The sequence below is a fragment of the Streptomyces sp. NPDC058674 genome (assembly GCF_042716505.1).
GTDB lineage: Bacteria > Actinomycetota > Actinomycetes > Streptomycetales > Streptomycetaceae > Streptomyces.
Window position 1 is genome coordinate 142,743 of record NZ_JBHXSC010000004.1, and the last position, 24,536, is coordinate 167,278.

19 protein-coding genes are annotated in these 24,536 nt (G+C 74.8%); 15 read left to right on the forward strand and 4 right to left on the reverse strand.

All coding sequences use genetic code 11. The features are described 5' to 3' along the window. Nucleotides 1-5 precede the first annotated feature (5 nt). The 6 genes from mmuM to argF all read left to right on the forward strand — a co-directional run bounded on the left by mmuM (nt 6) and on the right by argF (nt 8,141). Entirely contained in the window at nt 6-950 is a 945-nt protein-coding gene (gene mmuM, locus ACFWU6_RS03920; protein WP_383978227.1) for a homocysteine S-methyltransferase, read from the forward strand. Between the two features lie 38 nt (nt 951-988). After that, on the forward strand, nt 989-2,488 hold the full coding sequence (locus ACFWU6_RS03925; RefSeq protein WP_383810523.1) for a 3' terminal RNA ribose 2'-O-methyltransferase Hen1: 1,500 nt from the start codon (nt 989-991) through the stop codon (nt 2,486-2,488). Continuing rightward, a complete protein-coding gene (locus ACFWU6_RS03930; RefSeq protein WP_383978230.1) occupies nt 2,485-5,082 on the forward strand; it encodes a polynucleotide kinase-phosphatase in 2,598 nt (865 codons plus the stop codon). Before ACFWU6_RS03925 ends, ACFWU6_RS03930 begins: the two co-directional genes overlap by 4 nt. Before the next feature lie 225 nt (nt 5,083-5,307). Then, a complete protein-coding gene (locus ACFWU6_RS03935) occupies nt 5,308-5,766 on the forward strand; it encodes a hypothetical protein (RefSeq protein WP_383810530.1) in 459 nt (152 codons plus the stop codon). Between the two features lie 55 nt (nt 5,767-5,821). After that, complete coding sequence (locus ACFWU6_RS03940; RefSeq protein ID WP_383810532.1) at nt 5,822-7,048, forward strand: arginine deiminase; 1,227 nt, start codon at nt 5,822-5,824, stop codon at nt 7,046-7,048. A gap of 82 nt (nt 7,049-7,130) precedes the next feature. Then, entirely contained in the window at nt 7,131-8,141 is a 1,011-nt protein-coding gene (argF, locus tag ACFWU6_RS03945; RefSeq protein ID WP_383810535.1) for an ornithine carbamoyltransferase, read from the forward strand. On the opposite strand, the gene ACFWU6_RS03950 is transcribed toward argF, so the two are convergent. Next, entirely contained in the window at nt 8,142-8,564 is a 423-nt protein-coding gene (locus tag ACFWU6_RS03950; protein WP_383810537.1) for an ATP-binding protein, read from the reverse strand. A gap of 232 nt (nt 8,565-8,796) precedes the next feature. Here ACFWU6_RS03950 and ACFWU6_RS03955 point away from each other — a divergent pair, with 232 nt between their 5' ends. Beyond that, entirely contained in the window at nt 8,797-9,624 is an 828-nt protein-coding gene (locus ACFWU6_RS03955; protein WP_383810540.1) for an enoyl-CoA hydratase family protein, read from the forward strand. 4 nt (nt 9,625-9,628) lie between these two features. Then, entirely contained in the window at nt 9,629-11,965 is a 2,337-nt protein-coding gene (locus ACFWU6_RS03960) for a bifunctional salicylyl-CoA 5-hydroxylase/oxidoreductase (RefSeq protein ID WP_383978233.1), read from the forward strand. A 40-nt stretch (nt 11,966-12,005) separates the two neighbouring features. Here the strand turns inward: ACFWU6_RS03960 and ACFWU6_RS03965 are convergent, their stop codons facing one another. Continuing rightward, the gene (locus ACFWU6_RS03965) at nt 12,006-12,806 is read right to left on the reverse strand and encodes a PaaX family transcriptional regulator C-terminal domain-containing protein (RefSeq protein ID WP_383810546.1); all 801 of its coding nucleotides are present in this window, start codon (nt 12,804-12,806) and stop codon (nt 12,006-12,008) included. Between the two features lie 4 nt (nt 12,807-12,810). After that, complete coding sequence (locus tag ACFWU6_RS03970; protein ID WP_383978236.1) at nt 12,811-14,481, reverse strand: AMP-binding protein; 1,671 nt, start codon at nt 14,479-14,481, stop codon at nt 12,811-12,813. Nucleotides 14,482-14,601: 120 nt separating this feature from the next. Here ACFWU6_RS03970 and ACFWU6_RS03975 point away from each other — a divergent pair, with 120 nt between their 5' ends. Further along, nucleotides 14,602-15,900, forward strand: a complete 1,299-nt coding sequence (locus ACFWU6_RS03975) for an acyl-CoA dehydrogenase family protein (RefSeq protein ID WP_383978239.1) — start codon at nt 14,602-14,604, stop codon at nt 15,898-15,900. Beyond that, the gene (locus tag ACFWU6_RS03980; RefSeq protein WP_383810555.1) at nt 15,897-16,295 is read left to right on the forward strand and encodes a RidA family protein; all 399 of its coding nucleotides are present in this window, start codon (nt 15,897-15,899) and stop codon (nt 16,293-16,295) included. The genes ACFWU6_RS03975 and ACFWU6_RS03980 overlap by 4 nt, the downstream gene beginning before the upstream one ends. Nucleotides 16,296-16,372: 77 nt before the next feature. On the opposite strand, the gene ACFWU6_RS03985 is transcribed toward ACFWU6_RS03980, so the two are convergent. Then, nucleotides 16,373-17,746, reverse strand: a complete 1,374-nt coding sequence (locus ACFWU6_RS03985; RefSeq protein ID WP_383978242.1) for an aminopeptidase P family protein — start codon at nt 17,744-17,746, stop codon at nt 16,373-16,375. A gap of 171 nt (nt 17,747-17,917) precedes the next feature. On the opposite strand from ACFWU6_RS03985, the gene ACFWU6_RS03990 reads away from it, so the two are divergent. From ACFWU6_RS03990 to ACFWU6_RS04010, 5 genes are all read left to right on the forward strand, one after another. Then, the gene (locus ACFWU6_RS03990; protein ID WP_383978245.1) at nt 17,918-20,308 is read left to right on the forward strand and encodes a collagenase; all 2,391 of its coding nucleotides are present in this window, start codon (nt 17,918-17,920) and stop codon (nt 20,306-20,308) included. Nucleotides 20,309-20,387: 79 nt separating this feature from the next. Continuing rightward, complete coding sequence (locus ACFWU6_RS03995) at nt 20,388-21,536, forward strand: NAD(P)/FAD-dependent oxidoreductase (RefSeq protein WP_383978248.1); 1,149 nt, start codon at nt 20,388-20,390, stop codon at nt 21,534-21,536. A gap of 109 nt (nt 21,537-21,645) precedes the next feature. Beyond that, a complete protein-coding gene (locus ACFWU6_RS04000) occupies nt 21,646-21,960 on the forward strand; it encodes a (2Fe-2S)-binding protein (RefSeq protein WP_383810573.1) in 315 nt (104 codons plus the stop codon). Continuing rightward, a complete protein-coding gene (locus ACFWU6_RS04005; protein ID WP_383978251.1) occupies nt 21,941-23,470 on the forward strand; it encodes an NAD(P)/FAD-dependent oxidoreductase in 1,530 nt (509 codons plus the stop codon). Before ACFWU6_RS04000 ends, ACFWU6_RS04005 begins: the two co-directional genes overlap by 20 nt. A 126-nt stretch (nt 23,471-23,596) precedes the next feature. Next, entirely contained in the window at nt 23,597-24,523 is a 927-nt protein-coding gene (locus tag ACFWU6_RS04010) for a dihydrodipicolinate synthase family protein (protein WP_383978254.1), read from the forward strand. Nucleotides 24,524-24,536: the final 13 nt, after the last annotated feature.

Consider the following 24,536-nt stretch of genomic DNA (forward strand, 5'->3'; position numbering starts at 1 on the left):
CACCGATGACGCGCGCGTCCGGCCCCCTCGCCGAGGCACTGGCACGGCGGACCGTGATCCTGGACGGCGGGCTGGGCAACCAGCTCGCCGCCCAGGGCTGCGACCTGTCCGGGGGGCTGTGGACGGCCCGGGTGCTCGCCGAGCAGCCGGACCAGGTGGCGGCCGCCCACACGGCGTACGCGCGGGCCGGCGCGCAGGTGCTGACCACCGCGAGCTACCAGATCGGCTACGAGGCCTTCGCCGCCCGGGGGTACGACCGCGGCGCGACCACCGCGCTGCTGCACCGCAGCGTCGACCTCGCCGCCCGCGCGGCCGAGGCCGCCGACCACGACGTGTGGGTGGCCGCCTCGGTGGGGCCGTACGGGGCGGTGCTCGCGGACGGCTCCGAGTACCGCGGCCGGTACGGGCTGACCGTGCGCGAGCTCGCCGCCTTCCACCGCCCCCGCGTCGAGGCCCTGCTCGCCGCCGGGCCCGACGTCCTGGCGCTGGAGACCGTCCCCGACCCCGACGAGGCCGAGGCCCTGCTCACCGTGCTCGCGGAGACGGGCGCCCCGGCCTGGCTGGCCTACACGGCCGCCGGCGGCCGCACCCGCTCCGGCGCGCCCCTGTCCGGGGCCTTCGCGCTCGCCGCCGGGTCGCCGCAGGTCATCGCGCTCGGGGTCAACTGCTGCGACCCGGCGGAGGTCCTGCCCGCCCTGCGGACGGCCGCGGCCGCGGCCGGGGCGGCTGCCGGGGCCGTCCGGACGCCGCTCGTGGCCTATCCCAACGACGGATCGGTGTGGGAGGCGGCCACCGCCACCTGGCACGCCCCGGCCGTCCCCGCCGGCTGGTCCGCGGCCGCCTGGCACGACGCCGGAGCCCGCCTCATCGGCGGCTGCTGCCGCATCGGACCCGACCGCATCGCCGAGCTGTCCGCCCGCCCGCCCGGAATCCGGGACCGCGGAAAATAGCAGGCAGACAGGGACGGCCACCGGCAACAATCGGCCGTGTGTTCCTGACGATCTCCACCACCGGCTCCCCCGAACGACCCGCCACCGACCTGGGCTTCCTGCTGCACAAGCATCCCGGCAAGGTGCAGGCGTTCTCCACCTCCCACGGCACCGCCCACGTGTTCTACCCCGAGGCCACGGCCGAGCGGTGCACTGCGGCCCTGCTGCTGGAGGTGGACCCCGTCGCGCTCGTGCGGCGCGGTCAGGGCAAGGGTCGGGGCGGAGCGCCCGACACCGCACTGGCGCAGTACGTCAACGACCGGCCGTACGCCGCCTCCTCCCTGCTCGCCGTCGCGCTCGGCGGGGTGTTCCGTTCCGCGCTCAACGGCCGGTGCACCGCCCGGCCGGACCTTCCGGAACAGACCAGGCGGCTGCGGATCGAGATCCCGGTACTGCCCGCCCGCGGCGGCGCCGACCTCGTGCACCGGCTGTTCGGTCCGCTCGGATGGGACCTCGTACGGGCCGAGCCGCTGCCGCTCGACGAGCGGTTCCCCGAGTGGGGGGACTCCCGGTACGTGCGGCTCGTGCTGGAGGGGGAGCCGGCGCTCGCGGACGCCCTGCGCCAGCTCTACGTGCTGCTGCCGGTGCTCGACGACGCCAAGCACTACTGGATCGCCCCGGACGAGGTCGACAAGCTGCTGCGGGCGGGGGAGGGCTGGCTCGCCGCCCACCCCGAGAACGCCCTGATCAGCTCCCGCTACCTCGCCCGCCACAAGCGGTTGACCCGGGACGCGCTGGAGCGCCTGGAGCTGGTCCGGCTCGCCGAGGCCGACGGCAGTGAGGTCGAGGACCTCGACAACGCCGTCGATGAGGACAGGGACACGGAGGAGCGGCCCGTCCCGCTCGCCGTGCAGCGGCGCGAGGCCATCCTCGCGGCCCTGCGCGGTGCGGGTGCCCGGCGGGTGCTGGACCTCGGCTGCGGCCAGGGCCAGCTGGTGCAGGCGCTGCTCAAGGACCCCGCGTACACCGAGATCGTCGGTGTCGACGTCTCCGTGCGGGCGCTGAACCTCGCGGCCAAGCGGCTGCGCCTGGAGCGGATGGGGGAGCGGCAGAGCTCCCGCGTCCGACTGGTCCAGGGCTCGCTCGCCTACACCGACAAGCGGCTGGCGGGCTACGACGCGGCCGTGCTGAGCGAGGTCATCGAGCACCTGGACCTGCCCCGGCTCCCCGCCCTGGAGTACGCCGTCTTCGGCTCGGCCCGTCCCCGCACGGTCCTCGTGACCACGCCGAACGTCGAGTACAACGTCCGCTGGGAGACCCTGCCCGCCGGGCACGTCCGCCACGGCGACCACCGCTTCGAGTGGACCCGCGAGGAGTTCCGGGCGTGGGCGGGGCAGGTCGCGCAGCGGCACGGCTACGGGGTCGGGTTCGTCCCCGTCGGCGACGACGACCCCGAGGTCGGACCGCCGACCCAGATGGCGGTCTTCACCCGGTCCGACACCGGAACCGACAGCACCGCGACCGGCACCGACACCCCGAAGGAGGGCGAGGCAGCATGACCGACACCACCGACACCACCGGCACCACAGACACCACCGACACCTCCGCGGACACCGCCCGGCACCGCGTACTTCCCGTCCCCGACCTGTCCCTCGTCGTCCTGATCGGGGCCACCGGATCGGGGAAGTCCACCTTCGCCCGCAAGCACTTCAAGGCCACCGAGGTGATCTCCTCGGACTACTGCCGCGGCCTGGTCGCCGACGACGAGAACGACCAGGGAGCGAGCAAGGACGCCTTCGACGTCCTGCACTACATCGCCGGCAAGCGCCTGGCCGCCGGCCGCCTCACCGTCGTCGACGCCACCAGCGTCCAGGCCGAGGCGCGGCGGCAGCTGGTCGGGCTGGCCCGCGAACACGACGTGCTGCCCGTCGCGATCGTCCTCGACCTCCCCGAACAGGTCTGCGCCGAGCGCAACGCGGCCCGCCCCGACCGGGCCGGCCTGCCCCGCGCCGTCATCCAGCGGCACCGCCGCGACCTGCGCCGCTCGCTGCGCGGCCTGGAGCGCGAGGGCTTCCGCAAGGTGCACGTCCTGCGCACCGTCGAGGAGGCGGAGACCGCCGAGGTCGTCCTGGAGAAGCGGTTCAACGACCTCACCCACCTCACCGGTCCCTTCGACATCATCGGTGACGTCCACGGCTGCGCCTCCGAGCTGGAGACCCTGCTCGCCAAGCTCGGTTACGAGGACGGCGTCCACCCCGACGGGCGCACCGCCGTCTTCGTCGGCGACCTCGTCGACCGCGGGCCGGACAGTCCGGGCGTCCTGCGCCGCGTCATGGGCATGGTCGCCTCCGGCGCCGCCCTGTGCGTGCCCGGCAACCACGAGAACAAGCTCGGCCGCCACCTGAAGGGCTCCACCGTCCAGCGGACCCACGGACTGGCCGAGACGATCGAGCAGCTGGAGCAGGAGCCCCCGGAGTTCGTCGAGCAGGTGCGGGAGTTCATCCGCGGTCTCGTCAGCCACTACGTGCTCGACGGCGGCCGGCTCGTCGTCTGCCACGCCGGCCTGCCGGAGAAGTACCACGGCCGGACCTCCGGCCGGGTCCGCTCCCACGCCCTGTACGGGGAGACCACCGGGGAGACCGACGAGTTCGGCCTGCCCGTGCGCTACCCGTGGGCCGAGGACTACCGCGGCAAGGCCGCCGTGGTCTACGGCCACACCCCGGTCCCGGACACCGCCTGGATCAACAACACGATCTGCCTCGACACCGGAGCCGTCTTCGGCGGGAGGATGACCGCCCTGCGCTGGCCCGAGCGCGAACTGGTCGACGTACCGGCCGAGAAGGTGTGGTACGAGCCGGTCAAGCCGCTCGCCGCCGAGGCGCCGGGCGGCCACGACGGCCGCCCGCTCGACCTGGCCGACGTCCACGGGCGCCGGATCGTCCAGACCCGGCACCTGGGCAACGTCACCGTCCGGGAGGAGAACGCGGCCGCCGCCCTGGAGGTCATGAGCCGCTTCGCGGTGGACCCCCGGCTGGTGCCGTACCTGCCGCCGACGATGGCGCCGACGGCCACCTCGCGCGAGGAGGGGTACCTGGAGCACCCGGCCGAGGCCTTCGCCCAGTACCGCAAGGACGGCGTCGCCCAAGTGGTCTGCGAGGAGAAGCACATGGGCTCCCGGGCCACCGTCCTGGTCTGCCGGGACGCCGGCGCGGCGCGCGAGCGGTTCGGCGTCGACGGCCCGACGGGTTCCGTGTACACCCGTACCGGGCGGGCCTTCTTCCGCGAGCCCGAGGTCACCGAGGAGGTCCTCGCCCGGCTGCGCGCGGCGGTCACCGACGCCGGGCTCTGGGAGGAGCTGGACACCGACTGGCTGCTGGTCGACGGTGAACTCCTGCCCTGGTCGCTGAAGTCGGGCGGCCTGCTGCGCAGCCAGTACGCCGCCGTGGGCGCGGCCTCCCGCGCCGTCTTCCCCGACGCGATCGGCGCCCTGGAAGCCGCGGCCGGCCGGGGCGTCGACACCGGCGTGCTGCTGGAGCGCCAGCGCGGCCGGGCCGCGGACGCGGCCGCCTTCACCGAGGCGTACCGCCGCTACTGCTGGAGCACCGACGGACTGGACGGCGTACGGTTCGCGCCGTTCCAGCTGCTGGCCGCGGCCGGCCGCTCGCTGGCAGCCGTGCCCCACGACGAGCAGCTGTTCTGGCTGGACCGCCTCGTCGCCGCGGACGAGGCGTCCGGGACCGGGCTGCTGCGCCGCACCGGACGCGTCCTGGTGGACACCGGGGACGAGGAGTCGGTGCGCGCGGGCACCGACTGGTGGTCGCGGCTGACGGCAGCCGGGGGAGAGGGCATGGTGGTCAAGCCGCTCCAGGCGTACGCCCGGGACGGCAAGGGCCGGCTGGTGCAGCCCGGGGTCAAGGTGCGCGGGCGCGAGTACCTGCGGATCATCTACGGTCCGGAGTACACGCGCCCCGACCACCTGGAGCGGCTGCGCGAGCGGTTCCTGGGCCACAAGCGCTCCCTGGCACTGCGGGAGTACGCGCTCGGGCTGGAGGCGCTGGACCGGCTGGCGGCCGGGGAGCCGCTGTGGCGGGTCCACGAGGCGGTCTTCGCGGTGCTCGCCCTGGAGTCGGAGCCGGTCGACCCCCGGCTCTGAGCCGGAGCGCCCCGCCGGGCCGTGCTGGACAGCACCTGCCGTAAAGCAAGGACCCCCGTACGGCCGTGAATTAGGTCGTATGGGGGAACTTTCGCGGAGAACTCCGGGAAAACCACCGGCGGGATCGTTCATCCAGCACAGCGGAATGTCCGCAGACCCTGGAAGGACGGAACGTCACCTATGAAGATGACCGCGCGCGGAAGCATTGCGGCACTCTTGACCTGTATGGCCGCGGCCGGCGCGGCCACCCCGGCCGTGGCCGACTCGGTCCCGGTCGGTGTCCCGCTGGAGGCAGTCGAGACGACGCTGGGCGTGGACGCCCCCCGCGTCGCGACCGGCGTGCCGGTGCCGGTCGTCGGGGCGCCCGACGTCCCCCGGCACCACACGGGGGACATGCTGCCGACCCCCCTGCTCCCGACGATCCCGCTCGGGACCGAGCTCGGCAACACCCTCGTCACCTCGCCGGTGCCCAACCTGCTGGGCAAGCCCGAGACGGACGGCGAAGGTTCCCTGGACGCGCCGGCGACCACCATGCGCGCCCGTACCCCCGGTCTCGTGGCCGGTTCTCCGCTGACCATGCCGGACGCCTCCAACTCCGGGCTGCCGAACCTGACCGTGCCCAAGCTGGGTGTGATCGCCCCCGAACTGACCGGCGCCCCGACCGCGCTTCTCGGCCTTCGCTGAGGCTGCCCGGCCGACGCCACGTCAAAGAGCCGCCCGGTCTGGGAACGTGTACGGCATGGGATTCCACGTCGACTCCGAGACCGGGCGGCTGCGCCGCGTCATCCTCCACCGGCCCGACCTGGAGCTGAAGAGGCTCACGCCGGGCAACAAGGACGCGCTCCTCTTCGACGACGTGCTGTGGGTGCGCCGGGCCCGCCAGGAGCACGACGGGTTCGCGGACGTCCTGCGCGACCGGGGGGTGGCCGTCCACCTCTTCGGCGACCTGCTGCGCGAGGTGCTGGAGATCCCGGAGGCCAGGCGGCTCGTCCTGGACCGGGTCTTCGACGAGAAGGAGTACGGTCCGCTCGCCACCGACCACCTGCGGGCGGTCCACGACGGGCTCGGCTCGGCGGAGCTGGCCGAGGCGCTCGTCGGCGGGACGACCAAGCGGGAGTTCCTGGAGCGGCACGCCGAGCCGGTGTCGGTGCGCTTCCACGCCATGGAGCTGGACGACTTCCTGCTGGGGCCGCTGCCCAACCACCTCTTCACCCGGGACACTTCGGCGTGGATCTACGACGGGGTGTCGGTCAACGCGATGCGCTGGCCGGCCCGGCAGCGCGAGACCGTCCACTTCGAGGCGATCTACCGGCACCACCCGCTCTTCACCTCCCGCGGCCCCTTCCCCTACTGGTCGCGGGGGCAGGAGGACTACCCCTCGACCATCGAGGGCGGGGACGTGCTCGTCATCGGCAACGGCGCCGTGCTGATCGGCATGAGCGAGCGGACCACACCGCAGGCCGTGGAGATGCTGGCGCGGGGCCTGTTCGCGGCCGGATCGGCGACCGCCATCGTGGCCCTCGACATGCCCAAGCGGCGGGCCTTCATGCACCTGGACACGGTGATGACGATGGTCGACGGAGATACGTTCACCCAGTACGCGGGGCTCGGCATGCTCCGCTCCTACACGATCGAGCCGGGCGCCGGCGCGCAGGAGCTCAAGGTGACCGACCACCCGCCGGAGCACATGCACCGGGCCATCGCGGCGGCCCTCGGGCTGGACTCGATCCGGGTCCTGACCCCCACCCAGGACGTGCACTCGGCGCAGCGGGAGCAGTGGGACGACGGGTGCAACGTGCTGGCCGTGGAACCGGGGGTGGTCGTCGCCTACGAGCGGAACGTGACGACCAACACCCACCTGCGCAAGGAGGGCATCGAGGTCATCGAGATCCCGGGCAGCGAGCTGGGCCGCGGCCGGGGCGGCCCGCGCTGCATGAGCTGCCCGGTCGAACGGGACCCCGTCTGAGACCACCCCGGGCCTGTATATCAATACAAGGCGTCGTATAGACTTCCAGCATTCCCTGTTATCGTCACGCTGGAGCGACGCCATGGCCACCGACCTCGTCGGCCGCAGTTTCCTGAAGGAGCTCGACTTCACCGCCGCCGAGTTCCGCGGTCTGATCGAGCTCGCCGCCGAGCTCAAGGCGGCCAAGAGGGCCGGCGTCGAGCAGCGCCGGCTCCAGGGCAGGAACATCGCCCTGATCTTCGAGAAGACCTCCACGCGCACCCGCTGCGCCTTCGAGGTCGCCGCCGCCGACCAGGGCGCCCACACCACCTACCTGGACCCGTCCGGATCGCAGATGGGCCACAAGGAGTCGGTGAAGGACACCGCCCGCGTCCTCGGGAGGATGTTCGACGGGATCGAGTACCGGGGTGACAGCCAGCGCGCCGTGGAGGAGCTCGCCGCCCACGCCGGCGTGCCCGTCTTCAACGGCCTGACGGACGACTGGCACCCCACCCAGATGCTGGCCGACATCCTCACCATGACCGAGCACAGCGCCAAGCCGCTGGAGCGGATCGCCTTCGCCTACCTGGGCGACGCCCGCTTCAACATGGGCAACTCCTACCTCGTCACCGGCGCGCTGCTGGGCATGGACGTACGGATCGTCGCGCCCGAGGCCTACTGGCCGGCCGCGTCCGTGGTGGCCCGCGCGCACGAGCTCGCGGCCGCCAGCGGGGCGCGCATCACCTTGACCGAGGACCTGGCCGAGGGGGTCGCCCAGGCCGATTTCGTCGCCACCGACGTGTGGGTGTCCATGGGCGAGCCCAAGGAGGTCTGGGACGAGCGGATCTCGGCGCTGTCCCCGTACGCCGTCACCATGGACGTGCTGCGCGCGACCGGCAACCCGGACGTGCGGTTCCTGCACTGCCTGCCCGCCTTCCACGACCTCGGCACGGAGGTGGGCCGCGGAATCCTGGAGCGGCACGGGCTCGATTCCCTCGAGGTCACCGACGAGGTCTTCGAATCGGTGCACTCCGTCGTCTTCGACGAGGCGGAGAACCGGCTGCACACCATCAAGGCCGTGCTGGTCGCCACCCTCGCCGGGCCCGCCGCATAGTCATGCCGGCGCGCCCCGCGGGGGCAGGGTGAACCACACGGCCTTGCCGGCCGCGGTACGGCGGTGCCCGCAGGCGGAGCTCAGGGCGCGGATCAGCAGCAGCCCGCGGCCGTGTTCCTGCCACGGATCGGGAGGGCAGTCGTCCGCGCGGGCCGAGAGACCGCCGGGCGGCTGCGGATCGCCGTCGTGGACCTCGACCTGGCAGCCGCTCGCCAGCAGTTCGACGACCAGCTCGATCGGAGCCCCCGCGGCGGTGTGCTCGACGGCGTTGGCGACCAGCTCCGCCGTCAGCAGCTCCGCCGTGTCGCTGTCGGCCGACGGTTCGGCGAGGTCCGCGAGGGCGGTACGGACGAGCGCCCGGGCCATGGGCACGGCGGCGGCCGTGTGCGGCAGGGCGATCCGCCAGGCGGAGGCGTCGGGCACGGCAGGTCCGTCCGTTCCGTGGGGTCGTTCGGGGAGGGGGCGGGCCCTCCGAAGGGAATGGGTCCGCTTTCAACGATACGAAGTGGAAACGACGGACCGTAGGGCACCCCGTCCGAAACGCGCGGGACCAGGGCGACCGGCCGGACGGGACCTTCGGGGCGCGTGGCGGCCCGCCCTTCACGGTGTCGCGTTTTCGTGACGGCAGTCACGGGGCGGTGATACCGTCGAGCGTGTGAGCCCCTTCACCGGTTCCACGACAGCGACCGAACGGTGGCGCCACCTGCGGGTGACCCGGCAGGACGGCGTGGCCACCGTCACCTTCGACCGCCCCGACAAGCTGAACGCGCTCACCTTCGGCGCCTACGCCGACCTGCGCGATCTGCTGGCCGAACTCTCCCGCGAACGCTCCGTGCGCGCCCTCGTGCTCGGCGGCGAGGGCCGCGGCTTCTGTTCCGGCGGGGACGTGGACGAGATCATCGGCGCCACCCTCGCCATGGACACCGCCCAGCTCCTCGACTTCAACCGGATGACCGGCCACGTCGTCCGGGCCGTCCGGGAGTGCCCGTTCCCGGTGATCGCCGCCGTCCACGGGGTCGCCGCCGGCGCCGGAGCCGTCCTCGCGCTCGCCGCCGACTTCCGCATCGCCGACCCCACCGCCCGTTTCGCCTTCCTCTTCACCCGCGTCGGGCTCTCCGGCGGGGACATGGGCGCCGCCTACCTGCTGCCCCGCGTCGTCGGCCTCGGCCACGCCACCCGGCTGCTCATGCTCGGAGAGCCCGTACGCGCCCCGGAGGCGGAGCGCATCGGCCTGCTCAGCGAGCTCACCGAGGAGGGCAAGGCCCACGTACGGGCCGCCGAACTCGCCGCGCACCTCGCCGCCGGACCCGCCCTCGCCTACGCGCAGACCAAGGCGCTCCTCACCGCCGAGCTCGACATGCCGCTCGCCGCCTCCGTGGAACTCGACGCCAACACCCAGGCGCTGCTGATGAACGGACAGGACTACGCGGAGTTCCACGCGGCCTTCACCGGGAAGCGGCCGCCCCGGTGGAAGGGCAGGTAGCCGGATGACCGGGTACGCCCTGCGGGTCGCCGTCGCGGGCGGGGGACCGGGCGGACTGTACGCTGCCGCACTGCTCGCCCGGCAGGGGCACCGGGTGGAGCTCTGGGAACGACGCGCGCCCGAGGACACCTTCGGCTTCGGCGTGGTCCTCTCCGACGAGACCCTCGGCGGCATCGAGCGGGCCGACACGGCGGTCCACGCGGCCCTGAGCGCCGAGTTCGTCCGCTGGGACGACGTGGACGTCGTGCACCGCGGGCGGACGCTCACCTCCGGCGGCCACGGATTCGCCGCCCTCGGCCGGCGCAGGCTCCTGGAGATCCTGCACGAGCGCTGCGCCGACCTCGGCGTCCGGCTGCGCCTGCGCACCGACGCCCCCGACGCCCGCACCCTGTGCGCCGGGTACGACCTGGTGGTCGCGGCCGACGGGGTGCACAGCGCGATCCGCGCGGCCGGGGCCGCGCACTTCCGGCCGACCGTGACCGCCGGCCGGTGCCGCTACGTCTGGCTGGCCGCCGATTTCGCCCTCGACGCCTTCCGCTTCGAGATCGCGGAGACCGAGCACGGCGTCATGCAGCTGCACGCCTACCCGTACGCCCGCCCGGCGCGGGGCCGCCCCACGGCGGCGGACCCCGCCGGACCGCACGGCCGGTCCGGCGCCTCCACCGTGATCGTCGAGATGCGCGAGGAGGTCTGGCGGGCGGCGGGACTCGACCGGTGCGACGAGGACGAATCGGCCGCCCGCTGCGCCAAGGTCTTCAGCGAGGCCCTGCGCGGGCGACCGCTGCGCGGGAACCGGTCCGCGTGGACGCGGTTCCCCACGGTGACCAACGCGCGCTGGTCGCACGGCAACGTGGTGCTGCTCGGCGACGCCGCCCATACCGCGCACTTCTCCATCGGCTCCGGCACCAAGCTCGCCGTGGAGGACGCGCTCGCCCTCGCCGAGGCGCTCGGCGCGGCCGGGGCGGGGGCCGCCGGCCCGGACGTACCCGCCGCGCTCGCCGCCTACGAGGCCGCGCGGCGGCCGGCCGTCGCCAGCACCCAGCGCGCGGCCGCCGCCAGCATGCGCTGGTTCGAGGAGCTCGCCGGGTACACCGGCCAGCCGGCCCGGCAGTTCGCCTTCAACCTCCTCACGCGCAGCCGCCGGGTCACCCACGGCAACCTGCGGCTGCGCGACGAGCGGTTCACCCGCGCCGTGGAGCGGGACTTCGGCTGCCCGGACGGGAGCCCCCCGCAGCCTCCCACCCCGCCGATGTTCACCCCGTTCACCCTGCGCGGGCTGACCCTGCGCAACCGCGTCGTCGTCTCGCCGATGGACATGTACGCCGCCCGGGACGGGGTGCCCGGCGACTTCCACCTGGTGCACCTGGGCGCACGGGCGCTCGGCGGCGCCGCCCTCGTCATGACCGAGATGGTCTGCGTCAGCGCACGGGGCCGGATCACCCCGGGCTGCGCCGGGCTCTACACACAGGAGCAGGCCGACGCCTGGAAGCGGATCGCCGGCTTCGTCCACACCTCCGCGCCCGGCACCGCGCTCGGCGTCCAGCTCGGCCACGCGGGCCGCAAGGGCTCCACCCGCGTGATGTGGGAGGGCATGGACGATCCCCTGCCGGAGGGCAACTGGCCGCTGGTGGCTGCCTCCGCGCTGCCCTACCGGCCCGGCGTCTCGGCCGTCCCGCGGGCCCTCGACACCGCCGGCCTCCACGCCGTGCGCTCCGACTTCGAGACCGCCGCCGCCCGCGCCGCGGACTGCGGCTTCGACCTGCTGGAACTGCACTGCGCCCACGGCTACCTGCTCTCCGGGTTCCTCTCACCGCTGACCAACCACCGCACCGACGCCTACGGCGGCCCCCTGGAGAACCGGCTGCGCTTCCCGCTGGAGGTCTTCGACGCCGTGCGCGCCGTCTGGCCCGCGGAGCGCCCGATGACGGTCCGCCTCTCCGCCACCGACTGGGCCCCCGGGGGCACCACCGACGAGGAGGCCGTGGAGATCGCGGCCGCCTTCGCCGCCCACGGCGCGGACGCCGTGGACGTCTCCACCGGCCAGGTGGTCGCGGACGAGAGCCCCGAGTACGGGCGTTCGTACCAGACGCCCCACGCCGACCGCATCCGCAACGCGCTCGGCGTCCCCGTCATCGCGGTCGGCGCGATCTCCTCCTGGGACGACGTGAACTCCCTGCTGCTGGCGGGGCGGGCTGACCTCTGCGCGGTGGGCCGGCCGCACCTGTACGACCCCCACTGGACCCTGCACGCGGCCGCCGAGCAGTCCTACGGGGGACCGGCCGCCCCCTGGCCCGCCCCCTACCGGGCGGGCAGCCGCCCCCCGCCCGCGGGACGCGGCTGACGCCCGGCCCCCGCGCCCGGGTGCGGCGCCGGACCGCCGCTCACGGCTGCGCGTACCGCGCGCCCGCATCCCGCAGCCGCGCGTGCAGCTCGGCGAAGACGGCCGCCGCCCGGTCGCCCGGCCAGTCCGACGGGAGCAGCTCGCGGGGCAGGCCCGGGTCCGCGTACGGCAGGCGGCGCCAGCTGTCCAGGGCGAGGAGGTAGCCGCGGTACGCCTCCTGCGGCGTCGGCTCGGAACCCGACTGGATTGCCCGCAGGGCCGGTTCGTGCAGGTCCAGGAATTCCTCGTGCTGCTTGGCGAGCGCCGCCAGGTCCCACCAGCGGGCCACGGCCTCGGAGGTCGGGGCGAAGCCCAGGTGGTCGCCGCGGAACAGCTCCACGTACGGCGTCAGGCGCAGCCGGTCCAGGGTGTGCGCCGTCTCCTCGGCCAGCCCGGCGGGGGCGATCCACACGCCCGGCGCCACCGCGCCGAAGCCGAGCCGCGCCAGCCGGGAGCGCAGCAGGTGCCGTTTGCTCCGCTCCTGCTCCGGCACCGAGAAGACCGCCACCAGCCAACCGTCGGACGGCGCGCCGCCGCCGTAGATCCGCCGGTCGCCGTCGTCCAGCAGCTGCCGGGCCTCCTCGGACAGCTCGTACGCCGCCGCGCCGCCGCCCGCGCGCGCGGGCAGCAGGAAGCCGCGCCGCTTCAGCCGGGACACCGAGGAGCGGACCGACGGGGCGTCCACGCCGGCCGCGCCCAGCAGGCGGACCAGCGCGGACACCGGGACCGGGCCCTCGAAGGCCCGCCCGTAGGCTCCGTAGAACGTGACGATCAGGGATCGCGGGGTGTGCTGCTCGACCACGGGTTCACTCTAGGACCTGTCCGGCCCCTCCGGTCGGGCCGGGCCGCGGCGGCGGGCCGTCCCCGCGCAGCCGGAACCGCTGCAGCTTGCCCGTCGCCGTACGGGGGAGCACGGGCAGGAAGACGAAGACGCGGGGGCACTTGTGCGGGGCCAGCTCGGCCCGCATGAACTCCCGCAGCGCCTCCTCGGACAGCACCGCGCCCCCGCGCGCGACGGCGTACGCCACCACGATCTGCCCGCGCCGCTCGTCCGGGCGGCCCACCACCGCGGCCTCGGCCACGTCCGGATGGCGCAGCAGCGCCTCCTCGACCTCAGGGCCCGCGATGTTGTGGCCCGATGAGATGATCATGTCGTCGGCGCGGGCCACGTAGCGGAAGTAGCCCTCCTGGTCCCGGACGTAGGTGTCACCGGTCAGGTTCCAGCCGTCCCGCACGTACTCCGTCTGCCGCGGATCGGCCAGGTACCGGCAGCCGACCGGGCCCCGTACCGCCAGCAGCCCGGGCCCGCCGTCCGGGACGGGCCGCCCGGCGGGGTCCACCACGCGGGCCTGCCAGCCCGGCACCACCCGGCCGGTGGTACCGGGCCGGATGTCCTCGTCGGCGGCCGAGATGAAGATGTGCAGCAGTTCGGTGGCCCCGATGCCGTTGATGATCCGCAGCCCGGTCCGCCGGTGCCAGGCCAGCCAGGTCGCGGCCGGCAGGTTCTCCCCGGCCGACACGCAGCGGCGCAGCGCGGAGAGGTCGTGGGCGCCCACGTCGTACGGGCCCAGGGCGTCCAGCATCGCCCGGTACGCGGTGGGGGCGGTGAACAGGACCGTCACGCGGTGCTCGGCGAGCGCGGGCAGCAGCTGCCGCGGGCCCGCCTCCTCCAGCAGCAGCGCACAGGCGCCCGCCCGCAGCGGGAAGACGACCAGTCCGCCGAGGCCGAAGGTGAAGCCGAGCGGCGGACTGCCCGCGAAGACGTCGTCCGGCCGCGGGCGCAGGACGGCGCGGGAGAAGGTGTCGGCCACCGCGAGCAGATCGCGGTGGAAGTGCATGCAGCCCTTGGGCCGCCCGGTGGTGCCCGAGGTGAAGGCGATGAGGGCGACGTCGTCGGCGGAGGTCTCCACGGCGGGGAAGGGCGCCCCCGCGTGCCGCTCGGCGAGGCGCAGCAGGTCGTCCGGCTCCTCGCCGCCGTACGCGGTGATCCGCAGCCCCGCCACCTCGGCCTTGACCAGGTCGTCCAGTACGCCCGCGTGGCACAGGGCGTGCCGCACCCGGGCCAGGGCGCACACCGTGGCCAGCTCCCGGGCCCGCTGCTGGGGCAGGACGGTCACCGCGACCGCGCCCGCCTTCACCACCGCGAGCCAGCAGGCGGCGAGCCAGGGGCCGGTGGGGCCGCGCAGGAGCACCCGGTTGCCGGGGACGACCCCGAGGTCGACGGTGAGCACGTGGGCGAGGCGGCCCACGCGTTCGCGGAGCCCGCCGTACGTCCACACCTCGCCGGAGCCGCCGCGGAAGGCCGGGCGGTCGGGTCCGAACCGGTCGATGGTGGCGTCCAGCAGTTCGGCCGCGCAGTTCAGGCGGTCGGGGTAGGCCAGTTCGGGCAGCTCGAAGAGGAGTTCCGGCCAGCTGTCGGCGGGCGGCAGGTGGTCGCGGGCAAAGGTGTCGACGTGAGCGGATGGCTTGAGGTCCAAGGCGGGTTCGCCCCCTTGCGACGGTCCGGATGTGGATGGAGCCGGCCGTGCGGTCGCGCCACGAGCGTATCGTGATGGTGACGGCAGTCAACAGGACGCGATAGATGCGGGGATGTTCGAATGACCGGATTCGCGCTCGGGGTGGACCAGGAGGAGTGGTGCGGGCAGTTGCGCGCACTGTCGGCCGAGCGGCTGCGGCCGCTGGCCGAGAAGGGGGAGCCGGGGCGGGTCAACCGCCCGCTGCTGGCGGCGCTCGGTGAGCTGGGCCTGCTGGAGCGGGTCTTCACCGCGGGCGCGCTGGAGCTGTGCCTGCTGCGGGAGTCCCTCGCCTACGCCTGCACGGAGGCCGAGACCGCGCTGGCCCTCCAGGGGCTCGGGGCCCACCCCGTGCAGCGGTGGGGCAGCGCGGAGCAGCGGGAGCGGTGGCTGCCGGGGGTGCGCGCCGGACGGACGGTGGCGGCCTTCGCGCTCAGCGAGCCGGGGGCGGGCTCGGACGCGGCGGCGCTGACCCTGACGGCCACGCGGGAGGGGGCGGGGGCCGGGTCGGGGCCGGGGGCCCGGTCCGGGTCCGGACCGGGGAGCGGGTCGGCGGCCGGGGGCGGGTCGGGCGGCGGGGCCGGTTGGCGGCTGGACGGCCGGAAGTGCTGGATCTCGAACGCCCCGGAGGCGGATTTCTACACCGTGTTCGCCCGGACGGGTGAGGGGCCGGGCGCCAAGGGGGTGTCGGCGTTCCTGGTCCCCGCGGACCGCGCCGGCCTCGCCGGCGAGGCCCTGGACATGCTCTCCCCGCACCCCATCGGCACCCTGGCCTTCGACGGGGTGCGGGTCGGGCCGCGGGACCTGCTGGGCGAGCCGGGGCGCGGATTCCGGGTCGCGATGGACACGCTGAACCTCTTCCGGCCGAGCGTCGGCGCGTTCGCGGTGGGGATGGCGCGGGCCGCCCTGGACGCGACGCTCGCGCACACGGCGGGCCGGACCGCCTTCGGCGGGACGCTGAGCGACCTCCAGGCGGTGGCGCACCGGGTCGCCGAGATGGCCACCCGCACGGAGGCGGCCCGGCTGCTCGTCTACGCGGCGGCCGCAGCCCACGACCGGGGCGCCCCCGACGTCCCGCGCCGGGCGGCGATGGCGAAGCTGCTGGCGACCGAGACGGCGCAGTACGTGGTGGACCACGCGGTCCAGCTGCACGGGGCGGTCGCCCTGCGCCGCGGCCACCTGCTGGAACACCTCTACCGGGAGGTGCGGGCACCGCGGATCTACGAGGGGGCCAGCGAGGTGCAGCGCACGATCATCGCGAAGGAGCTGTACCGGGACCTGCCGGCCGGGCCCGGAGGTCCGGCGGGTCCGGCGGCGCCGGACGGTCCGGGCGGCCCGGACCGCCGCCCGGCCGCCGCGGCCGGAGGGGTGGCCGCGCGGTGAGCCCGGAACGGATCAACCCGGCGGAGCTGTCGCCGCCGACGGGCTTCTCGCACGCCGTGGCGGCGACCGGCACCCGGATCGTGTTCCTCGCGGGCCAGACCGCGCTCGACGGAGCCGGCCGGGTGACCGGGAAGACCCTGCCCGAGCAGTTCGAGCGCGCCCTGTCCAATTTGCTGGCCGCCCTCGCCGCGGCGGGCGGGACCCCCGCGGACCTGGCCCGGGTGACGGTGTACGCGGCGGACGTGGCGGCGTACCGGTCCCATGCGGCCGAACTGGGCCGGATCTGGCGCCGGTTGGCGGGCCGCGACTACCCGGCGATGGCCGTCGTCGGCGTGGTCCGCCTCTGGGACGAACAGGCCATGCTCGAACTCGACGGGGTCGCGGTCCTGCCGTAGGCAGGCCGCCCGCGCCCCGAAGGCGCCCCTGCCCGCCCTCGGGCAACCCGCTTCGGGCCGGTCGCGGGCGGGCGTAGTCAGCGTGTTTCCAGCAGCCGTCCCATCCACTCCTCGATGCCGGCCACCGTGCGCGGCAGCGCGCCCGACATCAGCCGGGCGCCGGTCGCCGTGACGACCAGGTCGTCCTCGATGCGCACGCCGATGCCGCGCAGCTCCGGCGGGAGGGTCTCGTCGTCCGGCTGGAGGTACAGGCCGGGCTCCACCGTCAGGACCTGGCCCTCCTCCAGGACCCCGTCCAGGTACGTCTCCGACCGCGCCTTCGCGCAGTCGTGCACGTCCAGGCCCAGCATGTGCCCGCTGCTGCACAGGGTGTAGCGCCGGTGCAGGTCGCCCTCCGCGTGCTTCAGGACGCCCCACTCCGCCAGGCCCTCCGCGATCACCCGCATGCCGGCCCGGTGGAAGTCCCGGAAGCTCGCGCCCGGACGCAGCGCGGCGATGCCCGCCTCCTGGGCCGCCAGGACCAGTTCGTACACCTGCCGCTGGACGGGGGAGAAGCGGCCCGACAGCGGGAGGGTGCGGGTGATGTCCGCCGTGTAAAGGGAGTCGGTCTCCACCCCCGCGTCCAGCAGCAGCAGGTCGTTCCCGTCCAGCCGGCCGTCGTTGCGGATCCAGTGCAGCACGCAGGCGTGGGCGCCCGAGGCCGCGATCGTCTCGTAGCCGGTGCCGTTGCCCTCCGCACGGGCGCGCAGGCCGAAGACCCCCTCGATCCACCGCTCCCCGCGCGGGTGCGCCAGGGCCCGCGGCAGTGACCGGACGACGTCCTCGAAACCGGCCGCGGTGTGGTCGACGGCCAGCTGGAGCTGTTCCACCTCCCAGGCGTCCTTCACCAGGCGCAACTCCGAGAGGGCCGAGGCCAGTACGGTGTCGCGGGCCGCGTCGCGCCCGGTCGGCGCGCCCAGCCCGTCCAGGTGTGCGCAGCGGATGCCGGTGAGGCGCTCCGCCTCGGCGAGGTCCGGCCTGCGGCCGACCCAGAACTCCCCGTACCGGCGGTCGCGGTAGAACTCCCCGTGCCCGTCCGCCCGCGGAGAGCGCGGCCGCAGGTACAGCACCGCCTCGTGGGCGTGCGGGCCGGCCGGTTCCATGACCAGGACGTGGCCCGCCTGGTCCTCGCCGGTCAGGCCGGTCAGCCAGGCGTACGCACTGTGCGGGCGGAAGCGGTGGTCGCAGTCGTTGGAGCGGACCGTGAGCTCGCCGGCCGGGACGATCAGCCGCTCGCCGGGGAAGCGCGCCGAGAGCCGGGCGCGGCGGGCCGGAGTGACGGCGCGGGCCGGGACGTGTGCGGGGCCGGGCAGCGGCGAGGCGGCCCAATCCCCTGCCATGAACCGGGACAACTCCGCTGATACGGGCAGGTCGTGGCTGCCGGTGTGGAGTGGGGAGGGGGTATCGGTCACGGGGGCTCCCTCGGGGAGAAGTGAACTGGTGTGCGCTGAGGGCTTGTCAGTGCAATTTCACATTACTATGTTACAGCTCACACCGCGCCACGTGAATTCCCGTCAAACGCCGTGTGCGGCAAGGCAGCCACGCACCACGTCCCCCACCTCCCCTCCCCCCAGGAGTCCTTGGTGTTCCAGCACAGAGCTGTGCGCACGTCCCTCCTCTCCGCCGCCGTGGCGGTCACCCTCCTCGCCACCGCCGGACAGGCCGTGACCCGGGCCGCCGACCGGGGGACCCCCGCCACCGCGGCCGGGGCCCCGGCCGCCGGCACCTTCTCCTCCGGCGCCCCCGCGGTGAACCCGTTCGACGAGGTGGACCGCCTCGCCAACGCCCGGGACAACGCCCCGGCGCCCGCGCCCGCCCCGGGCGGAACGGCCCTCACCGGCCGGGTTCCCGGCACGGTCACCGCCGCTCCGGCGCCGTCCGTGCGCAGTGAGAACAACGCCCGGTCGGCCGCGCAGGCCGCGCCGACCGCGCGGAGCCTCGCCGTCGCCGTCCCCTGCACCCTCGACGGGATCACGAACCTCACCCCCGAGCAGTTCGCCGACTTCCTCGGCGACCCGGCGGTCCTCGCCGACGGCTGCCTGCGGAGCCTCGTCTGGACCTGGGACGCGCGCCTGGCGCCCGTCATGTCCGACGCGCACGTCCAGGCCGTCTCCCGCCGGATATCCGCCCTGGCCGCCGACCACGACGGCCGCAACTCCTCCCACCTGGAGGAGATGTTCACGTACCTGCACGCCGTCGCCTACCACGACCACTCCCGCGGCGAGATCGACGTCACCGACGCCCCGACCGTCGACGCCATGCGCCGGGCGGTCGCCGACTTCGGCAACGCCGCCCGCACCTTCGACGCGACCCCCGCCAACGCCAGGACCCTGCGGGAGGCGCTCTACGCCGCCAGTGCGCCGGGCCTGCGCCAGCACCAGCTCGGCCTGATCAAGAAGGTCCTCGCCACGATGGACCCGGCCCATCCGGCCACCCACCTCGACGCCGGCTGGGCGGGCGCCGCCCTGGCCGCCCTGTCCGTCAACTACCTGGGCGTCTACCCGGGCAACCAGGACGCGGCCTTCCACGCCGCGGTCGCCGCGGACCCCGACTACCGGGCCGCCTTCAAGGCCTTCGCCGGCTACGTCCACCTCAAGGGCACCGCCAACGCCTGGGTGGCGCGCGACGCGCTGGGCGAGTACGGCCGCTTCGGCGAGGTCGCGGGCCTGCGGGACCGGATCACCGCCGACCTGGGGGCCATGCTGGAGCCGGTCAAGGCCGCCTTCGGCAACGGCAGCCAGCCCTGGGCCAAGCTCGTCGGCTGGCTCAACTACTTCCAGGCCTGCAAGCCGTACGGGGTGTGCAAGGAGGACATCGAGAAGCAGATCTTCCCGTACACCTACACCTACGACAACGGCGCCATCAAGGTCCGCACCGGCCTGGACCGCGCCACCGTCGACCAGCTCTACTACGCGAGCAAGCAGGTCAAGGCGCAGTACCACCGCGTGCTCGGGACCGACACGCCGCTCGCGGACGATCCCAACACCACGCTGACCACCGTGCTCTACGCCTCCCGCGCCGACTACGAGAACTACCACCCGATCCTGACGGGCTACGACACCGACAACGGAGGCATCTACATCGAGAACGGCGCCACCTTCTACACCTACCAGCGCCGCGTCCCGCAGGACTCCTCCCTCACCCTCGAGGAGCTCTTCCGCCACGAGTACACGCACTACCTCAACGGCCGCTACGCGGTGCCCGGCTTCTTCGGCGAGGGCCCCTGGTACGAGGGCGACCGCACGACCGCCATGGACGAGGGCACCGCCGAGTTCTTCGACGGCGCCACCCGCGACAACGGCATCGCCGTCCGCAAGTCCCTGGTCAAGAGCGTCATCGCCGACACGGCCGGCGGCGGGCCGCGCATGACCGTCGAGCAGCTGCTGAACGCCACCTACGGCGGCGACGGCTTCCGCTTCTACAGCTACGCGGGCACCTTCTTCGAGTTCCTGTGGACCGAGAAGCCCACGCTGCTGCGCGAGATGTACACCCACCTGCGCGCCAACGACGTGGCCGGCTACGACTCCTGGCGGTACCGGATGGGCGCCGACGCCTACCTGCAGCGCGACTACGACCGCTTCCTGACCGCCCAGATCGCCAAGGTCGACCAGCTCCACGTGCCGAACACCTCCTTCACGCCCAACGACCGGCTGCGCGACGCGGCGCTCGCCTCCGTGAAGTCGGCGTTCGCCACGGCCACGTACAACACCCCCGACTGCGTGGAGAACGGCGACGCCGGGAAGCGCCGCTTCACCTGTACCGGCCGCATCACCGCGAACCTGAAGAACTGGCGCAGCGACGACCAGAACTTCAAGGACATGTCCGAGACGGTCGACTACTTCCTCCTCGACCGGGCGGGCGCGGCCTCCAACAACCTGGCCGACATGAACTGCTCCTTCGGCCCGGTGGAGATCTGGACCAACAAGGTCGCCGGGACCTCGTCCTACAGCTGCGAGGGCCCGCTCCGCAGCTGATCCGGCCGGCCCGTCCCGCGTCCCCGCCGGGGCGCGGGACGGTCTGGGCAGGCCCTAAAGAATGTGACATATTACTGCCGTGCTCAAGACCCATTCCCTGGACGCCGTGATCATCGGCGCGGGCGTCGTCGGAGCGGCCTGCGCGTACTACGCGACCCACGCCGGCCTCCACGTGGCCGTGGTCGACCGGGGCTCCGTCGCGGGCGGCACGACCGGCGCGGGCGAGGGCAACCTCCTCGTCTCCGACAAGGAGGCCGGACCCGAGCTGGACCTGGCCCTCCTCTCCGCCGGCCTGTGGCGCGAACTGGCCGCGGCGCTCCCCGCGTCCGTCGAGTACGAGGCCAAGGGCGGCCTCGTCGTCGCCCCCGACGAGAGCGCCCTGAAGGCGCTGCGCACCTTCGCCGAGGGCCAGCGCGCCGCCGGGGTCGAGGCGGTCGAACTGGCGGCGGACGATCTGCCCGGCCTGGAGCCCCACCTGGCCCCGGGCCTGGCGGGGGGCTTCCTCTACCCCCAGGACGCCCAGGTCCAGCCCGCCCAGGCGGCGGCCCGCCTGCTCGCCGCCTCGGGAGCGCGGACGTACCCGGGGGAGGAGGTGACGGCCGTCCTGCGCGACACCTCGGGCGCCGTACGGGGCGTGCGCACGGACCGGCGCGAGCTCCGCGCCCCCGCGGTGGTCAACGCGGCGGGGACGTGGGGCGGCCACATCGCCTCCCTGGCCGGAACGGCCCTGCCGGTCCTGCCGCGCCGCGGCTTCGTCCTGGTGACGGAACCGCTGCCGCGCGTCGTCCGGCACAAGGTCTACGCGGCCGACTACATCGCCGACGTCGCCAGCGGCTCCGCGGCCCTCCAGTCCTCGGCCGTGGTCGAGGGAACCCCCTCGGGCCCGGTCCTGATCGGCGCCACCCGCGAACGGGTCGGCTTCGACCGGACTCTGTCGGTGGAGGCCCTGCGGCGCCTGGCCGCGCAGGCGGCGGCGCTCTTCCCCGTCCTGGCGGAGGTCCGGGTGCTGCGCACCTACCACGGCTTCCGCCCGTACCTGCCCGACCACCTCCCGGCGATCGGCCCGGACCCCCGCGTCCCCGGACTGCTGCACGCCTGCGGGCACGAGGGCGCGGGCATCGGCCTGGCCCCGGCGACGGGCGCACTGATCGCGGCCGCCCTCGCGGGAGCCCGACCGCCCCTCTCCCCGGCCCCGTTCCGCCCGGACCGCTTCGCGGAGGCCCGATGACGGGGGCGGGCCGGGGCGCGCGCCCACCGAGGCGCAGCCGGCCCGAAAGCCCGGCCCCCCGCCGCCCCGAACGGCCCCGTCCCCGCACCGACCCCAGAGGAGGGACCCCCTGATGCGTACGCCCCGCTCACTGGTCGGCGGTGATCCGGCCCCGGCGCACACCGTCACCTTCGACGGCCGTGAACTCCCCGCGCAGCCGGGCCAGTCCGTCGCCGCCGTGCTGTGGGCCGCCGGCATCCTCGCCTGGCGGACCACCCGCGGGACCGGTGCCCCGCGCGGCGCGTTCTGCGGCATCGGGGCCTGCTACGACTGCCTCGTCACCGTCAACGGCCACCCGAACCAGCGCGCCTGCCTCGTCCCGGCCCGCCCGGGGGACGCCGTCACCACCCAGGAGGGGACCGGACATGCCGACCTCGCCGTCTGACCCCCGCGCGACCCACCCGCCCGAGCCTGCCGGCCCCGCCGGCCCCGCGGGGGCGGGCCGCACGGGGGCGGTCGTTGTCGATCTCGCCGTCGTGGGGGCCGGGCCCGCCGGGCTGGCCGCCGCCGTCACCGCCGCCGGGCTCGGCCTACGGGTCGCGCTCCTCGACGCGGGGGAGCGGCCCGGCGGCCAGTACTACCGCCACCCCGCGCCCGGTCTCGGCGCCGCCCGCCCCGAGGCCCTCCACCACGGCTGGGCGGACTTCGCCACCCGCGAAGCCGCCCTGCGCGCCCACGTGTCGGCCGGCCGGATCACCCACCTGCCCGGGCACCACGTCTGGACGGTGGTCCCGGACGGCGGCACCTGGACGCTGCACGCCGTCGTGGGCCACGGTCCCGAGGAGCGCGCCGCGGCGGTCCCGGCCCGCGCGGTCCTGATCGCCACCGGCGCCTACGAGCGGCAACTGCCCTTCCCCGGCTGGACCCTGCCCGGTGTCGTCGGCGCCGGCGGGGCCCAGGCCATGCTCAAGGCGGGGCTCGTGCTGCCGGGCAGGCGCGTCGTCGTCGCCGGGAGCGGGCCGCTGCTGCTCGCCGTCGCCGGCTCCCTCGCCGCGGCCGGAGCCGCGGTCCCCGCGGTGGTGGAGGCCGCGGCGTACACCGCGTACGCCCCCCACACCCGTGAGCTGCTGCGCAACCCCGGCAAGCTCGCGGAGGCCGCCGTGCACGGCGGCGCCCTGCTGCGCCACCGCGTCCGCCTCCTCACCCGGCACGCCGTCACCGAGGCCCACGGCACCGACCGCGTCGAGGCGGTCACCGTGGCCCGGCTCGGCCGTGACTGGAGCCCGGTGCCCGGAACCGCCCGCCGCATCCCGTGCGACGCGCTCGCGGTGGGCCACGGGCTGGTACCGCAGCTGGAGCTCGCCACCGGCCTCGGCTGCGCCACCCGCCGCACCGCCGACGGGGGCGTCGCCCTGGAGGTGGACGCCGGCCAGCGCACCTCGGTGCCCGGCATCTGGTCCGCGGGGGAGACCGGGGGCATCGGCGGCGTCGGACTCGCCCTGACCGAGGGGGAGATCGCCGCCCGTACGGTCGCCGGCCGGGCCGTCCCCCCGGCCCTGCTCCGCCGCCGCGCGCGGATGCGCGCCTTCGCCGACGCCATGGGCGCCGCCCACCGCCCCGGCGCCGGGTGGACCGGCTGGCTGCGGGACGACACCCCCGTCTGCCGCTGCGAGGAGGTCCCGGCCGGGCTGGTCCGGGAGTCCGTCCGGGACCTCGGCGCGCGGGACGCCCGTACGGTCAAGCTCCTCACCCGGGCCGGAATGGGCTGGTGCCAGGGCCGGATGTGCGGTCCCGCCGTCGCCGCCCTCGCCGGCGGGGAGCCGACCCCCGACCGGCGGCCGCTGTCGTGCCCCGTCCCGCTGGGCCGCCTCGCCGAGCTCCCGGACGGGGCGTCCGGCGGCGAACCGCCGGACGCGGGCCGGCCGTCCGGTCCGCCCCGGCCCACCGGCCGCTGACCGGGCGACCCCTGACCGGGCGGCCACTGATCCGGCGGACACGCCGCCGATCCGAGGGGCACGGGCCCTTGTGGCCGCCTCACACCCACTAGTAAAATGTCACACACCACACGAGGGAGTCACCCCATGAACCTTGCGCCCACCCCCGCGCCCCGCAGCGACACCCGCACCCGCCCCTGGCACGGAATCATGGTCGCCACCGCGCTCCCCCTGCGCGAGGACCTCACCGTCGACCACGACGCGTACGCCGAACACGTGGCCTGGCTCATCGCCAACGGCTGCGACGGCGTGGTCCCCAACGGCTCCCTCGGCGAGTACCAGACCCTGACCGACGAGGAGCGGGCCCGCGTCGTGCGCACCGCCGTCGAGGCCGCCGGCGACGGCAGGCGCGTCATGCCCGGCGTCGCCGCCTACGGCAGCGCCGAAGCCCGCCGCTGGGCCGACCAGGCCGCCGAGGCGGGCGCCGGCTCGGTGCTCCTCCTGCCCCCCAACGCCTTCCGCGCGGACGAGGACGCCGTACGCGCCCACTACGCCGAGGTGGCCGGCGCCGGCCTGCCCGTCGTCGCCTACAACAACCCCGTCGACACCAAAGTGGACCTGACCCCGGCGCTCCTCGCCCGCCTGCACGCCGACGGATCGGTGGTCGCCGTCAAGGAGTTCAGCGGAGACGTCCGCCGCGCCTACGAGATCGCCGAGCTCGCCCCCGGCCTCGACCTGCTGATCGGCGCCGACGACGTCCTCCTCGAACTGGCCCTGGCCGGAGCGGTCGGCTGGATCGCCGGCTACCCCAACGCCCTGCCGCGGTCCTGCGCCACCCTCTACCGGGCCGCGGCCGCCGGAGACCTCGCCACCGCCCTGCCGCTCTACAAGTCCCTGCACTCGCTGCTCCGCTGGGACTCCAAGACCGAGTTCGTCCAGGCCATCAAGCTCTCCATGGACCTGGCGGGCCGCCCCGGCGGCCCCACCCGCCCGCCGCGCCTCCCGCTCACCGGGGAGACCGAGGCCGCCGTCCGCGCCGCCACCGAGAAGGCCCTCGCCGAGGGCCTCGCCTGACACCCCAGGGGGG